Consider the following 13,795-nt stretch of genomic DNA (forward strand, 5'->3'; position numbering starts at 1 on the left):
GCGGCTCATTTTCTGCTGCCGGGCGCGGCGGTGCTGCCTCGCTCAATAAGATCGCAGTCCAGCAGGCGAGAGCCGCTGCTAACGTTTTGGCCGTTAATGTTGTCCAGCAATAGCAGCATAGCCTCTCTGCCAATATCGAAACGGGGTTGTGCGACAGTGGTGAGGGGCGGGTCACAGAACTGCGACAGGGCGATGTCGTCGAAGCCCATGATAGATAAATCTTCCGGGACTTTCAGCCCGCTACGCTTCGCCTGTGACAGAGCGCCTAGCGCCATGACATCGCTGTGGCAGAAAATAGCGGTTGGCGGTTCGGGCAGGGCGATAAGCTGTGCCAGAGCGGCTGCACCAGCTTCATAAGTAAAGTCACCGCGTGCAATGTAGTGAGGATCGACGACGATGCCGTTGCGGCGCAGCGCCTGGACGTAACCCTGCAGGCGGTAATGGCAAAGCGGCATCTCTTCTGGCCCGGCGATACAGGCAATGCGCTGATGCCCAAGCTCCTGCAGATAATAAACGGCGTTAAAGGCGGCAGTCAGGTTGTCGATATGCACCGTTGGCAGTTCCAGCTCCGGCGCAAATTCGTTCGCCATCACCATCGGCGGCAGGTTGCGTTGCTCTTCTTTGCTGGCGTCAAACGGCAGACGTGAGCCCAGCAGCAGCATGCCGTCAATCTGTTTGGTGATGATAAGGTCGATGAAGGTTTTTTCCTGCTGGTTTTGATGGGCGCAGTCGCCAATCAGCACCAGATAGCCCTGTGCAGCAGCGGTCACTTCAATGCCACGGATAATTTCGCTGAAAAACGGATCGCAGATATCGGGCACGATGACCAGGATAGTTCGTGATTCGCTGCGCTTGATGTTACGGCCCAGGGAGTGAGGCAGATAGCCCACTTCAATCGCCGCCTGCTCCACGCGATTACGGGTGCTTTGTGAAACTTTATCTGGATTCATTAGAGCGCGGGATACCGTTGCAGTAGACACGTTTGCCTGCACGGCGACATCTTTCATGGTGGCATTAACCACCGGTTTCTTCGGCTTCACTTCTTCTCCTCACATGCACGCCGCTATCGTCAACACTCCTGTGTGTCTGACAGTCATCACATTCTTAGCAGAAGTTGGCTGTAAGCGGTTACAAATTTTTCACAAGAAATGTGATGAGTATTAGATTTTTCGATCCGCTTCTCATAACCAGCCACATTGTGCTACCCGTCGATAGGGTCAACGTCCAGCATCCACTTCACTTTACGGGCTTCGGGCAGCGTGTTGACCAGCGTGAGCGAATGGCTGACCAGCTTTTGCAGGCGTGCCCTGGACGGATGCTGCAGCAAGATTTGCCAGCGGAAGCGGCCGCCGCGTTTTGGCTGCAGCGACGGGACAGGCCCCATGATCCAGAGCTGCTCATCGCGCAGCGGGCTGGCTTCCAGCAGATTACGCAACTGCTGTAAAAACAGCGGCGCCTGATGGTTGTTCTGATCCTCGGCGCGAATCAGTACATGGCTGGTGTACGGCGGTAAAAAGACCGTTTTACGCTCGCTTAGCGCCTGGCTGGAAAACGCGTCATAGCCTTTGGCCAGCAGCGTTTGCAGTAAAGGATGTTCCGGATGGTGCGTTTGCAGCAGGACTTCACCCTGCTTACCGGCTCGCCCGGCACGGCCAGAAACCTGAACGTAGAGCTGAGCAAAACGCTCGGCGGCCCGGAAATCGGCAGAAAATAGCGCGCCGTCTACGTCCAGCAGTGCGACCAGCGTGACGTCCGGGAAGTGGTGGCCTTTAGCCAGCATCTGGGTGCCGATAAGAATACGTGCGCCGCCGCGGTGAACTTCGGCCAACTGCTGTTCCAGGGCCCCTTTACGGCTGGTGGTGTCGCGATCGATACGGGAAATCGGCACGTCAGGGAATAGCGGCTCAAGACTATGCTCAAGCTGTTCGGTGCCCATGCCAACCGGGACCAGATGCGTGGAGCCGCACTGCGGGCACTGCTGTGGGATTGCACGCTGGCTGTCGCAGTGGTGGCAACGCAGGTGGCGCTGGCCCTGGTGCAGCGTGTAATAGTGATCGCAGCGGGCGCATTCTGCAATCCAGCCGCATTCGTGGCAGAGCAGGGCAGGCGCAAAGCCACGGCGGTTGAGGAACAGAATCACCTGGTTATCTGCGGCGAGATGCTCGCCTATCTTTTTGATCAGCGCTGGCGCCAGGCCTGCTTTAAGCTGCTGCCCTTTGAGATCTACGACCTGCTGGTGGGCAGGGCGCGCATTTCCTGCACGTTTGGTCAGGCGAAGCTGGCGGTATTTCCCCACCTCAACATTGTGCAGCGTTTCCAGCGCTGGCGTGGCCGACCCGAGAATAATCGGAATGTTTTCTGCATGTGCCCGGTAAACGGCCAGGTCACGAGCGTGATAGCGCCAGCCTTCCTGCTGCTTATAGGAGCTGTCATGCTCTTCATCGATAACAATGACCCCGAGACGACAGAAAGGCGTAAACAGAGAAGAGCGCGTGCCAATGACGATGGCAGCCTCACCGCTACGCGCTTTTAGCCAGACGCTAAGTCTTTCGCTGTCGTTCAGTCCGGAATGCAGGACTTCAACCGGCGCGTTAAAGCGCTCACGGAAACGAGCGATGGTTTGCGGCGTCAGGCCAATTTCTGGCACTAACACTAAAGCCTGTTTCCCCTGCGCCAGGACGTTTTCCAGCACGCTGAGGTAAACCTCGGTTTTCCCGGAGCCGGTAATACCGGCGAGCAGCCAGGCGGCGAAGTGGTCAGATTCGCTGTGGATGGCCCCCACGGCGGTGGCCTGCTCGGTATTCAGCCTTAGTCGTTCACCGGCAACGGAATAGCCTGGCCGCCAGTCTTGTTCCGCGGGTGCTGCGCTTTTCAGGTCGCACAGGCCCTTGGTTCTCAGCGCCTGCAGCCCCGGTTCGCTGATCTCCAGCTCGCTAATTTGATGCCGCCAGATAATATTGTGGCGTAACGCGGCCAGCGCCTGTTGCTGCTTAGGCGCTCGTTTAATGCTGTTCAGATCGATGGCTTTGCCTTCTTCAGTGGCAAACCAATACCAAAGCGGGGCATGGTGCGCGGGTTTTCCCTGGCGCAGAAGAATCGGCAGAGCGTGAAAGAGTACTTCACCAATCGGATGGTGATAATACTCTGCCGCCCACAGCAGAACGCGCCACAGTGACGGCGTGAAGAGCGATCGTCCGTCGAGCACATCGGCAACGGGTTTCAGTTTTTCAAGAGGGAGATCGCTGTTATCGCTGACCGCCATGACGATGCCGACGGCCTCTCGCTGTTTGCCGAAGGGCACCTGCACGCGGCAGCCAGCGCTTACCTGCATGCCGTCGGGAAGCAGGTAGTCGAAGGTACGGGCCAGCGGAACAGGCAGAGCGACGTGGGCTACGGGCATGAAAGCATCCAGGCTGAAAAAAATGACGTATTAGTGTACACTGTGTGCTTCCAGAAATGCGGATCAGTTTGCACCGGCTGAGTAAGTTCTGTATGATTCGCCGCCTTTGATGCGCAGTTTTGGTATCGAAAAAACCTAATTTATTAACTTCGCGTGGTGTCTGGCGTTAGGGCTGGAAGAGCGACGCGGCCTTTACCGAGGTTTACCATGAAAAAAGATATCCATCCTAAATACGAAGAAATTACTGCAAACTGCTCTTGCGGTAATGTTATCAAAATCCGCTCTACTGCGGGTCACGACCTGAACCTGGACGTGTGCGGCGAATGCCACCCGTTCTACACTGGTAAGCAGCGTGATGTTGCTACCGGCGGCCGTGTTGATCGCTTCAACAAGCGCTTCAGCGTACCAGGCGCGAAAAAATAAGTTTCGCGAGCTGGAAAGAGAAAGGCGCCCTGGGCGCCTTTTTTGTTTCCGGTATTCCGTGGCACTACGGCTCGGAAATCACCTGCATCACGTTTTCCAGACTGCCGATTTTTATCTCTCCCGCCCGGTTCATCTTACTTTTATCAATCAGCAGTAAAGATTGCAGCGCACGCTTTAGCAGCAGAGACTTAAATTCAGCGTTATAGCGGTTGGAGTCCCACAGCGTCCCTTCTTTATCTATCCCCTCGCAGGAAAAAACAAACAGATCGATTTCCAACTCCTTAAGCTGCGAGACAATCGCCGGGTTAACATAGCAGGCGTATTTCCGCTGAAGCAGCCCGCCTGAACTGATCAGCTGAATGTGTTCTCGTTTCGACAGCTCCTGGCAAATACGCTCGCTATTAGTAAATACCGTGATATCAATATCCGGTAGCTGTTTAGCCAGATACCAGCAGGTGGAGCTGGCGTCGAGTGCGATCACCATCCCGTCATTAACCCACTGCAACGCCTGACGGGCGATGTCGGCTTTACTGGTGTGGTGGCTTTTCAGGCGGGCATTAAAAGGATCGCCGCTATCACGATTTTCCCGCTTAATGCTTTTTGCGCACCCATGAAGGCGGATTATTTTCCCCTGGGTCTGTAAGGCGCTCAGATCCCGGCGAATAGTCTCTTTGCTGACGTGGAGCAGGCTGGCCAGCTCTTCGGTCGCCAACGTTTCGTGCTGGCGAATCAACTGGACGATGGCCTGGTGGCGAGCCGTTTTCATCCGCGTACTCCTCTGTAAATCGCCATGCGCACGTGAGCGCATGGCTGAATGAGGAGAATGAGACTACGGCGTCACGCCTTTTTTTAACAATATATTGCCGTATTTTGCCGTCTCACCTGTGATAACGATCGCAAAGGCTTTTTGCGCCCGTTCGTAAAACGCGAAACGGTCTATTCGGCGGATGCTAAGCCCGTCGATGGCCAACGCTGCCAGATAGCGTTCTTCAACGGATGAGTCCAGGCTGTCTCCCGCCACCGCCGCCATCATCACCAGCGGTGGCGCGTAGCTGTCCAGTTCAAATAAAGGCGCAATGGCAGCCAGCAGCGCGCTGACCTTCAGGCCATCGGCGCGGATCACCTGAGGCCCGAGGCTGTGGGCCGGGAAATGAGCATCGGAAAAAATGATTTCGTCACCGTGCCCCATTTCTGCCAGCGTTTTCAGCAGCGCCGGGGAGATAAGCGGAGAGATTGTTTTCAACACGTTATGCTCCTTCTAAAGCCTTATTGTTGCATCCGGACAGGGCGCGGTAGTCCACGCTTTGCTCGCCGGGATACCAGGTTTGATAGCGATATTCGACCTGCTGACGAGCCAGCTCCGGCGAGGCGTAATACTTCACGCCGCTCCAGGCGAACATCGCCGCGCCGAGCACGGTAGTTTCTGCATCACGCAGTACGTTGACGGGGAGATTAAGCACGTCTGCCTTGATTTGATTCCACAGGGCATTGCGGCTACCGCCGCCTACCAGCAGAAGCGATTTGGCTTTAAAGTCGCCTATCTTTTCCAGCACGGCCAGGTTTTGCTGGAGCTGCCAGCAGAGACCTTCGAGCGCAGAACGATAAAAATGGCCGCGGCTGGTGCTCAACCGCATACCTTGCCAGCCAGCAGTCGTTTGGCTTTCCAGCATTCGGCAGTTCATGCGCAGGCCTTCTGAACCCGGCGGTATGTCGCTGGCTTCGTCTATCATCTGTCGGTAAACATCAGGCAGCGTGTCATCACGCCAGTAAAGCTGGCGAATCCACTCCAGTACGCCGGAAGCCAGCCACTGTAGCCCCGGGTTAAACAGCTGCTGGCAGCTGTCCAGCTCGCAGGTTGAGCCGGTAAAACGAGGTAGCAGGGATGTATTCACGCGTGGAGTTCGCACCATTAATATTTCCCAGGTGCCGGACGATAACACCGGCTGGTCCAGCTCAGCGCCGGAGCCAAACAGGGCGAACTGAGTATCGTGCCCGGCGGAAATAACGGGCACGCCTGCGGGAAGCCCCAGCCTCCCTGCGATACCCGGTAGCAAGTTGCCAATAAACTCCCCCGCCGAAACCATTCGCGGAAACAGCCTCTTCGGCAGGCCGGTTCGCTGGAGAATGGTGTCGCTGAACGTCCCGCTGCGCGCATCCAGCAGCTGGCTTGTACCCGCCATCGTGCGGTCCGTAGTGAATTCACCGGTCAGCTTTTGGTTAATCAACGATGAAATGAACAGCCAGGCATATGCTTTTTCCAGCAGTTCGGGGCGATTTTCTTTTAACCAGATAAGTTTATAGAGCGTGTTGAAATTGAACTGGCCAATGCCTGAAATGGTTTGCAGCTCGCCTGACGTGATGTAGCGATCGATCTTCTCCATCACGGCAGTCGTTCTTGGGCATTTCCAGCTGATAATCGGATAAACCAGTTCACCTTTGCTGTCCACTAAGGCTCCGTCCACGCCGAATGTCGTTACGGTAAGCGCGCGAACGGCGTAGCCGTGAAGCTGGGGGATAATCTGGCGGCAGCAAAAAGTGAAGCGCTGCAAAATGTCGTCGAGCGACCAGATTTGCCAGTCGCTATGTTCGGCACCGGGCTGGCTGGAATTTGGGGTTGAGGCTCTGGCGACGACCGTGCCTTTAGTATCCACGGCGATGGCGCGAACGTTGGTTGCGCCGCAGTCCAGAACAATCACCACATCATGATTCATAATGGCTCCTTCAATGGGATCATGCGCCTCCCCGGCACGCTCATCGTGGCGGGGAGGCGCTGCGCTTATTTTTTATAAAGCGGGCCATAGTTCTGGCAGGCGCGATAATCCTGGCCTTCGACATCCATACCGTGCGCCCCCCACGCGGAAGGGCGATAAATTGCCTCGTCCGGCAGGTTATGCATACAAACCGGAATACGCAGCATTGACGCCAGGGTAATTAAATCCGCCCCGACGTGGCCGATAGTCAGCACGCCGTGGTTCGCGCCCCAGTTCGCCATCACAGAATAAACATCGGTAAAAGGGCCTTTGCCCGTAAGACGTGGCGCAAACCAGGTCGTTGGCCAGGTTTCGTTGGTGCGTTTATCCAGCGTGTCGTGCATCGCTTTTGGTAGCTCCACGCTCCAGCCTTCGGCGATTTGCAGCACCGGACCAACGCCTTTGATGAGGTTGACGCGGGACAGGGTGAACGGCACGCCGCCGCGGGTCAGGAAGCCCGACGAGAAGCCACCCCCGCGGAAGTATTCATGAATTGCCGGGTACCACTCTGTCGCTTTCAGGCAGGCATCCGCTTCTTTCTGACTGATTTGCCAGTGCGGTTTTATTGTCGGTTTGCCCTGCTCATCCAGCTGCTGGCATGTGCCGTCCAGCGCCGCAGAGCCTGAGTTGATCAGGTGAATAATCCCGTGCTCTGCCTGGCCGGTCAGTTCGCTGCCGGTAACGCGTTTCACCGCTTCCGGCGACCAGTAGGTTCGCACGTCGGCAAAGACCTGCGCCGTACCCGTCAGCATGTGGCCGAACAGCATCGCCACGCCGTTCAGGCTATCGTTTTCGGTGGCAACAACAAACGGTTTGCGCACGCCATTCCAGTCGAAGGAGCTGTTGAGCAGGGCTTCGGCGGTATCGCCGTTGGGATATTGATCGGTCCAATGCCGCTGGCCCTGGAAGCCGGCCGCGATGGCATTGTAGCCCAGGGACTCCTCGACAAACCCCTTTTGCACCAGCTTCTGATTACCCTGCATCATGTCGCGAATACACATCGTCATTAGCAAGCTTTCCCGCAGTATGGCGCGGCTGCTTTCCGGCGAGCGGCGATACTGTTCGGCGTTAAGATCCGGGCCAAAGCGGAAGTGGTTATCTGCCCAGCTCAGCGCCAGCTCCAGTTCCTGCTCGTCGTAAATTTTCTGATCAATACGGCGGCGCAGCTCGGTCATATCCACGGCCTGGACTTTCATGCCGAGCCAGGACTCAAAGAAGTTGTGATCGACAATCGATCCGGCGATCCCCATAGAAACGCCGCCCAGCGACAGATAGCTTTTACCTTTCAGATGAGCCACTGCCAGCCCCGCCCGGGCGAAACGCAGCAGTTTCTCTTCGACATCTGGCGGAATACTGTTGTCGCCTTCGTCCTGCACATCGTGACCATAAATGGAAAATGCCGGGATGCCTTTCTGAGCGTGAGCCGCCAGCGCGGCAGCCAGATAAACCGCACCAGGGCGTTCCGTACCGTTAAAACCCCAGATAGCTTTTGGGCGGTCAGGGGCCATATCGATGGTTTCGCTGCCATAGCACCAGCACGGGGTGACGGTGATTGTCAGCCCAACGTTTTGGCTGCTGAACTTATCTTCACAGGCGGCAGACTCGGCCATTCCGGCAATGCAGCTATCGGCAATGACGCACTCCACCGGCGCACCGCACGGATGGCGCAGCCGTTCGCTCAGCAGGTGGGCTGTTGCCAGCGCCATGTTCATGGTCTGTTCTTCCAGCGATTCACGGACGCCCAGGCGTCGGCCGTCTATTGTCGGGCGGATACCAATTTTCGGGAGCGGTTTTACGGAATACTGTTGGCTTTTCATTCGTTTTCCTCACGGTTAATCGGATAACAAAACGGGTTGATATTCATCGTGCGGCTAGCTGGCTATCGCCGGGGTTGCCCCAGATTTGAATTTGGCAAAGATGAAAACAATGGCGAAGCAGATAGCCGGGATGATTTCAGCGGTAGGGAGGTTATTGGCGGCATCGCTGACAAAGCCCATTAACGGGGTGACCACTCCACCGCCTACAATGCCCATCACGATAATTGACGAGCCGTATTTGGTGTCCTGACCGAGGTTTTTGATGCCGAGCGAAAAAATGGTCGGGTACTGAATCGACATGAACAGGCTACAGAGCGTAAGGGCAATCAGCCCGATATGCCCTCCGGCGACGGCAGAAATAATGCAAAGCACCATGGAGATAAATGCGTAAATCGCCAGCACTTTATTCGGGGACTGACGGCGGATAAGCCACGTACCGGTGAAACGACCGATGAAGAAGCAAACCATAGTGGCGGTAAGGTAGTTGGCGGCAAAACCCGGCGTGGTGCCCGGTATTTCCTCGATGGCATAGCGGATCAGGTAGCTCCAGCAGGCCGTTTGTGCGCCGACATAGCAGAACTGTGCCAGCACGGACCAGCGCCAGTGGCGAATACGTAACAAGCGTGAAACCGAAGACAGCAACGAACCGCTGTCGTCGTCGTGCGTATCGCTCTGTATTGTTGGAAAGCGGGTTAGGGCAATCAGTAGCGCGACGATGACGACCACGGCCACAATTATCATGTACGGAGACTGCACGGCGTGTACCAGGCTGCGGTTATAGGCCTCAAGCTGGACCGGCGTCATGTGCTTAAGAACGTCAGACGACTGATGCGGGACATGAGAAAGAATCAGCCCTTGCCCAAACACCACGGCTATAATTGCGCCGAAGGAATTAAAAGTCTGCGCCAGATTAATTCGGAAATGACCTGTTTTCTCCGGCCCTAATACGGTTACAAACGGATTGGCCGCGGTTTCTAAACAGCCAAGTCCGGCAGCGATAATAAATAATCCGATCAGAAAGAGGGTGTAATTCATACCCTGTGCAGCAGGCCAGAACAGCGCTGCGCCAATGGCATAAAATAGTAGCCCGGTAATGATCCCAGCTTTATAACTGAGCTTCTTCATTAGCATTCCGGCCGGAATGGGAATCAGGAAATAGCCGAAATAGAATGAGGACTGGATCAGCCCCGCCTGAAAATTAGTTAGCATGAATGCCTGCTGGAATTGCGGCAATAGAATATCGTTAAGGTTGTTAGCAACGGCCCATAAGAAAAACAATGAACAGAGCAAAGCAAAGGGCAAGAGATAGCTTCCTTTAGGCTCATTGCTGTCAACGAGATAGGTCTGTGACTGGATGGATACGTTTCCCATAGCGCCCTCATCAGGAGTGGAGGAGATAATCGTGCCGCCATTCTTAGAACAAAAAACGCCGGAAAATTTGAATTCAGTCACATTGAAGATTCCCGACAAATGAACTGTGAGCCTTATCACTTTAATCAACCTATAAACATGCCCGTTTGAAACGAAAAGTGATTTAAACAGCCAGCGTAAATGACCGATTTATTATTTTTTATTTGAAACAGGCAGATGTTAATTAAATCAGTAACAACTGACCGTTTTTATGTTTATTCAATCAAAACGGACATTTTAATTTTTTTTTATAACGGAGGTGGGGGCGTAATTGGCACAATTGTGTTGACGCCCATCACATATTTTTTGACTGAAAATGAACGGTCCTTAGCAGCGCATGATGATAACTCGCAGATATTCACTTCTTTTATTAAATCCATTCACTGGATAAAGAGGAAAAAATGGAAAGAGATTCACTGGCGCGCAGCATTATTTCTACCTGCCTGGAGATGACAAGGCTTGGGCTTAATCAGGGAACGGCGGGCAACGTTAGCGTGCGCTACCGGGACGGTATGCTGATAACGCCGACGGGTATTCCCTACGAAACGTTAACCCCTTCCCACATCGTTTATGTGGATGCCGGGGGCAAGCATGAAGAGGGAAAAATCCCGTCCAGCGAGTGGCGCTTCCATCAGATGGCCTATCAAACCCGGCCCGATGCTAATGCCGTGGTGCATAACCACGCGGTTCACTGTACGGCCGTTTCTATTCTTAATCGCCCGATCCCGGCTATTCATTACATGATTGCCGCTGCGGGTGGGAATACGATCCCCTGCGCCCCTTACGCGACTTTCGGCTCTAAAAAGCTCTCGGAATATGTGGCGATAGCGCTGAAAAATCGTAAGGCTATCTTGCTGCAACATCACGGCATGATTGCCTGTGAAATCAACTTGCAAAAGGCGCTGTGGCTGGCGCACGAAGTGGAAGTGCTCGCCCATCTCTATCTCGCTACTTTGGCTATCAACGACCCGGTTCCCGTGCTTTCGGAGGCGGAAATTGCCACCGTGCTTGAGAAATTCAAAACCTACGGCCTGCGTGTAGAGGAGTAACACCATGACAAACCGCATGATATTAAATGAGACCTCGTGGTTTGGCCGGGGGGCGATTAACGAACTGATCCCGGAGGTGCGGCGTCGTGGCTATCGCAAAGCGTTAATTGTTACGGATGCGAGGCTTATAGCCTGCGGCACGGTGGCTAAGGTGACCGCCAGCCTGGATCGGGCCGGTTTTCCTTATAAGGTCTTTGATGGCGTTATCCCCAACCCGACAATCAGCGTGGTGAAGCAGGGACTGACAGCCTTCAGGCAATCGGAGGCGGATTATCTTATCGCGATTGGCGGGGGGTCGCCGCAGGACACTTGTAAAGCCATCGGGATAATCATTAATAACCCCGAATTTGAAGACGTTCGCAGCCTGGAAGGCGTAGCTGCGACCCGGCGTGCGTGCGTGCCGATTATGGCGATTCCGACCACGTCGGGTACGGCAGCAGAAGTGACTATCAACTACGTCATTACCGATGAAGAAAAGCGGCGTAAATTTGTCTGTGTTGACCCTCACGATATCCCGCTGGTTGCCTTTATTGATGCAGACATGATGGACGGAATGCCTGCTGCGCTAAAAGCGGCGACGGGTGTGGATGCGCTTACGCACGCCATCGAAGGGTTTATCACTCTGGGAGCGTGGGAGCTGACAGATGTTTTACATCTTAAAGCGATTGAGATTATTGCCCGTTCGCTGCGCGCATCCGTTGCCGGAAAACCGGAGGCGGTAGAGTCGATGGCGCTGGGGCAATATATCGCCGGGATGGGGTTTTCCAATGTAGGGCTGGGGCTGGTTCACGGCATGGCCCATCCACTGGGGGCGTTTTATAATACTCCCCACGGCGTGGCGAACGCCATTCTGCTGCCGCATGTGATGCGCTATAACGCTGCTTTTACCGGGGACAAATATTCCCGTATTGCACAGGCAATGGGTGTTGATGTGGCAACCGCTACGCTGGAGCAGACTCGAGATTTAGCGATACGGGCCGTGGAGGCACTAAACAGGGATGTGGGTATTCCCGCAAAACTACGGGAGGCTGGCATGCGTGAGGCGGATATTCCGGCGCTGGCGCAGGCCGCGCTGGAAGATGTTTGTACCGGCGGTAACCCGCGAAAAGCGACGTTTGAGGAGATAGTCGGGCTTTATCGTCAGGCTTATTAAATGACAAAGGCACCCGAGGGTGCCTTTGCTCAAGCCTTAATATTCCCACGTATCCGGATCGATCCCCAGTTCACGCATGATGACCTTGGCATCTTCCGGAATCTCATCGCTGCGTTCTTTACGCAGGTCAGCATCGTTCGGCAGCGGTTGGCCGGTGAACGCGTGCAGAAAAGCTTCACACAGCAGTTCACTGTTGGTCGCATGACGCAGGTTGTTCACCTGGCGACGCGTGCGCTCGTCGGTGAGGATCTTCAACACTTTCAGAGGAATGGAAACCGTAATTTTCTTTACTTGTTCACTCTTCTTGCCGTGCTCAGCGTAGGGGCTGATATATTCGCCGCTCCATTCAGCCATGAGATACCTTAATCCTCTTAATCTATGAAAATGTGCCAAAGCCGGGTGAATCCACGGCGTTGACGATTATCTCTTTTAGTGTACAGCGTAGGATAACCCTTTCCTGAGCGCGAAACTCAGACGCATACACTCTAAAACGCATAATTTTAACGGCTATTTGTCTTTTGCTCAATCTATACGCAAAGAGGTTTAGATGTCCAGATGTATTGACGTCTATACTGCGGTTGTTTACTCTGAGGCCTGATTTTTATTCGACCAGCAAGGATCGGGCACACCATGACGCGTAAACAGGCAACCATAGCAGTTCGTAGCGGTTTGAATGATGACGAGCAGTACGGCTGCGTCGTTCCACCTATCCACCTGTCCAGCACCTATAACTTTACCGGCTTCAACGAGCCGCGCGCCCATGACTATTCGCGTCGCGGTAACCCAACGCGTGACGTTGTGCAGCGGGCGCTGGCGGAGCTGGAAGGCGGCGCGGGCGCGGTGTTAACCAATACCGGGATGTCGGCGATCCACCTGGTGACTACCGTATTTCTGAAGCCCGGCGACCTGCTGGTTGCGCCTCATGACTGCTATGGTGGCAGCTATCGCCTGTTTGATAGTCTTGCAAAACGTGGGGCCTATCGCGTTTTATTCGTCGATCAGAACGATGAAGAAGCTTTAAAATCTGCGCTGGCGGAAAAACCTAAGCTGGTATTGGTAGAAAGTCCAAGTAATCCATTGTTGCGCGTCGTGGATATTGCGAAAATCTGCGCCGCGGCGCGTGAAGCCGGTGCGGTTAGCGTGGTGGATAACACCTTCCTGAGCCCGGCGCTGCAAAATCCGCTGGCGCTGGGGGCTGACCTGGTCCTGCACTCGTGCACCAAATACCTTAACGGCCACTCTGATGTGGTTGCCGGCGTGGTGATTGCGAAGGATCCGGCGACTGTCACCGAGTTGGCATGGTGGGCGAATAACATTGGCGTCACCGGCGGCGCATTCGACAGCTATCTGCTGCTGCGCGGCCTGCGTACCCTGTCGCCACGTATGGAGGTGGCTCAGCGCAATGCCCAGGCAATTGTTGAGTTCCTCAGGCAGCAACCGCTGGTGAAAAAGCTGTATCATCCTTCACTGCCGGAAAATCAGGGCCACGAAATCGCCGCTCGCCAGCAAAAAGGGTTTGGCGCGATGCTGAGTTTTGAGCTGGACGGCGACGAGCAAACGCTGCGTCGTTTCCTGAGTGCCCTGTCGCTGTTTACTCTGGCGGAATCGCTGGGTGGCGTGGAAAGTTTGATTTCACACGCCGCAACCATGACCCATGCGGGCATGGCTCCGGAGGCGCGCGCCGCCGCCGGTATTTCTGAGACGCTGCTGCGCGTTTCAACAGGTATAGAAGATAGTGAAGATTTAATTGCCGATCTGGAAAATGCCTTCCGGGTCGCTGCCGAGGGGTAAGC

General features: G+C 54.9%; 12 protein-coding genes. 4 read left to right on the plus strand and 8 right to left on the minus strand.

Going from position 1 to position 13,795, the window contains the following annotated elements; translation table 11 throughout:
- Positions 1-5: 5 nt before the first annotated feature.
- Both cytR and priA read right to left on the minus strand, forming a co-directional pair.
- Positions 6-1,040 carry a DNA-binding transcriptional regulator CytR gene (gene cytR / locus HX778_RS09090; RefSeq protein WP_038477041.1) on the minus strand — a complete coding sequence of 345 codons (1,035 nt, stop codon included), beginning with the start codon at positions 1,038-1,040 and terminating at the stop codon, positions 6-8.
- A gap of 161 nt (positions 1,041-1,201) precedes the next feature.
- Positions 1,202-3,400 carry a primosomal protein N' gene (gene priA, locus HX778_RS09095; RefSeq protein ID WP_176981814.1) on the minus strand — a complete coding sequence of 733 codons (2,199 nt, stop codon included), beginning with the start codon at positions 3,398-3,400 and terminating at the stop codon, positions 1,202-1,204.
- A gap of 207 nt (positions 3,401-3,607) precedes the next feature.
- On the opposite strand from priA, the gene rpmE reads away from it, so the two are divergent.
- Positions 3,608-3,823 (plus strand): 50S ribosomal protein L31, encoded by a 216-nt coding sequence (gene rpmE, locus HX778_RS09100; protein ID WP_016538934.1) that lies wholly within the window; start codon positions 3,608-3,610, stop codon positions 3,821-3,823.
- Positions 3,824-3,887: 64 nt separating this feature from the next.
- Here the strand turns inward: rpmE and fucR are convergent, their stop codons facing one another.
- The 5 genes from fucR to fucP form a co-directional block, all read right to left on the minus strand.
- On the minus strand, positions 3,888-4,589 hold the full coding sequence (gene fucR, locus HX778_RS09105) for an L-fucose operon activator (RefSeq protein WP_038477035.1): 702 nt from the start codon (positions 4,587-4,589) through the stop codon (positions 3,888-3,890).
- A gap of 63 nt (positions 4,590-4,652) precedes the next feature.
- Positions 4,653-5,069 carry an L-fucose mutarotase gene (fucU, locus tag HX778_RS09110; protein WP_176981815.1) on the minus strand — a complete coding sequence of 139 codons (417 nt, stop codon included), beginning with the start codon at positions 5,067-5,069 and terminating at the stop codon, positions 4,653-4,655.
- 1 nt (position 5,070) lies between these two features.
- A complete protein-coding gene (gene fucK / locus HX778_RS09115) occupies positions 5,071-6,534 on the minus strand; it encodes an L-fuculokinase (RefSeq protein ID WP_176981816.1) in 1,464 nt (487 codons plus the stop codon).
- A 65-nt stretch (positions 6,535-6,599) separates the two neighbouring features.
- A complete protein-coding gene (gene fucI, locus HX778_RS09120) occupies positions 6,600-8,390 on the minus strand; it encodes an L-fucose isomerase (protein WP_176981817.1) in 1,791 nt (596 codons plus the stop codon).
- Between the two features lie 54 nt (positions 8,391-8,444).
- A complete protein-coding gene (gene fucP / locus HX778_RS09125) occupies positions 8,445-9,761 on the minus strand; it encodes an L-fucose:H+ symporter permease (protein ID WP_176981818.1) in 1,317 nt (438 codons plus the stop codon).
- 440 nt (positions 9,762-10,201) lie between these two features.
- On the opposite strand from fucP, the gene fucA reads away from it, so the two are divergent.
- Positions 10,202-10,849, plus strand: coding sequence for an L-fuculose-phosphate aldolase (fucA, locus tag HX778_RS09130; protein ID WP_038477026.1), 648 nt, complete (start codon positions 10,202-10,204; stop codon positions 10,847-10,849).
- Between the two features lie 4 nt (positions 10,850-10,853).
- Complete coding sequence (gene fucO, locus HX778_RS09135; protein WP_176981819.1) at positions 10,854-12,002, plus strand: lactaldehyde reductase; 1,149 nt, start codon at positions 10,854-10,856, stop codon at positions 12,000-12,002.
- 36 nt (positions 12,003-12,038) lie between these two features.
- On the opposite strand, the gene metJ is transcribed toward fucO, so the two are convergent.
- A complete protein-coding gene (gene metJ / locus HX778_RS09140) occupies positions 12,039-12,356 on the minus strand; it encodes a met regulon transcriptional regulator MetJ (protein WP_008457553.1) in 318 nt (105 codons plus the stop codon).
- A gap of 276 nt (positions 12,357-12,632) precedes the next feature.
- Here metJ and metB point away from each other — a divergent pair, with 276 nt between their 5' ends.
- Complete coding sequence (gene metB, locus HX778_RS09145; RefSeq protein WP_038477020.1) at positions 12,633-13,793, plus strand: cystathionine gamma-synthase; 1,161 nt, start codon at positions 12,633-12,635, stop codon at positions 13,791-13,793.
- The last annotated feature ends 2 nt before the right edge of the window (positions 13,794-13,795 follow it).

Source organism: Cedecea sp. P7760, assembly GCF_013386425.1.
GTDB lineage: Bacteria > Pseudomonadota > Gammaproteobacteria > Enterobacterales > Enterobacteriaceae > Cedecea > Cedecea selenatireducens.

What these genes read in the sequence shown, in the direction of transcription:
- priA (WP_176981814.1), bottom strand. Translation starts at nt 3,400, where the DNA reads ATGCCCGTAGCCCACGTCGCTCTGCCTGTTCCGCTGGCCCGTACCTTC.
- rpmE (WP_016538934.1), top strand. Translation starts at nt 3,608, where the DNA reads ATGAAAAAAGATATCCATCCTAAATACGAAGAAATTACTGCAAACTGC.
- fucR (WP_038477035.1), bottom strand. Translation starts at nt 4,589, where the DNA reads ATGAAAACGGCTCGCCACCAGGCCATCGTCCAGTTGATTCGCCAGCAC.
- fucK (WP_176981816.1), bottom strand. Translation starts at nt 6,534, where the DNA reads ATGAATCATGATGTGGTGATTGTTCTGGACTGCGGCGCAACCAACGTT.
- fucI (WP_176981817.1), bottom strand. Translation starts at nt 8,390, where the DNA reads ATGAAAAGCCAACAGTATTCCGTAAAACCGCTCCCGAAAATTGGTATC.
- fucP (WP_176981818.1), bottom strand. Translation starts at nt 9,761, where the DNA reads ATGGGAAACGTATCCATCCAGTCACAGACCTATCTCGTTGACAGCAAT.
- fucA (WP_038477026.1), top strand. Translation starts at nt 10,202, where the DNA reads ATGGAAAGAGATTCACTGGCGCGCAGCATTATTTCTACCTGCCTGGAG.
- fucO (WP_176981819.1), top strand. Translation starts at nt 10,854, where the DNA reads ATGACAAACCGCATGATATTAAATGAGACCTCGTGGTTTGGCCGGGGG.
- metJ (WP_008457553.1), bottom strand. Translation starts at nt 12,356, where the DNA reads ATGGCTGAATGGAGCGGCGAATATATCAGCCCCTACGCTGAGCACGGC.
- metB (WP_038477020.1), top strand. Translation starts at nt 12,633, where the DNA reads ATGACGCGTAAACAGGCAACCATAGCAGTTCGTAGCGGTTTGAATGAT.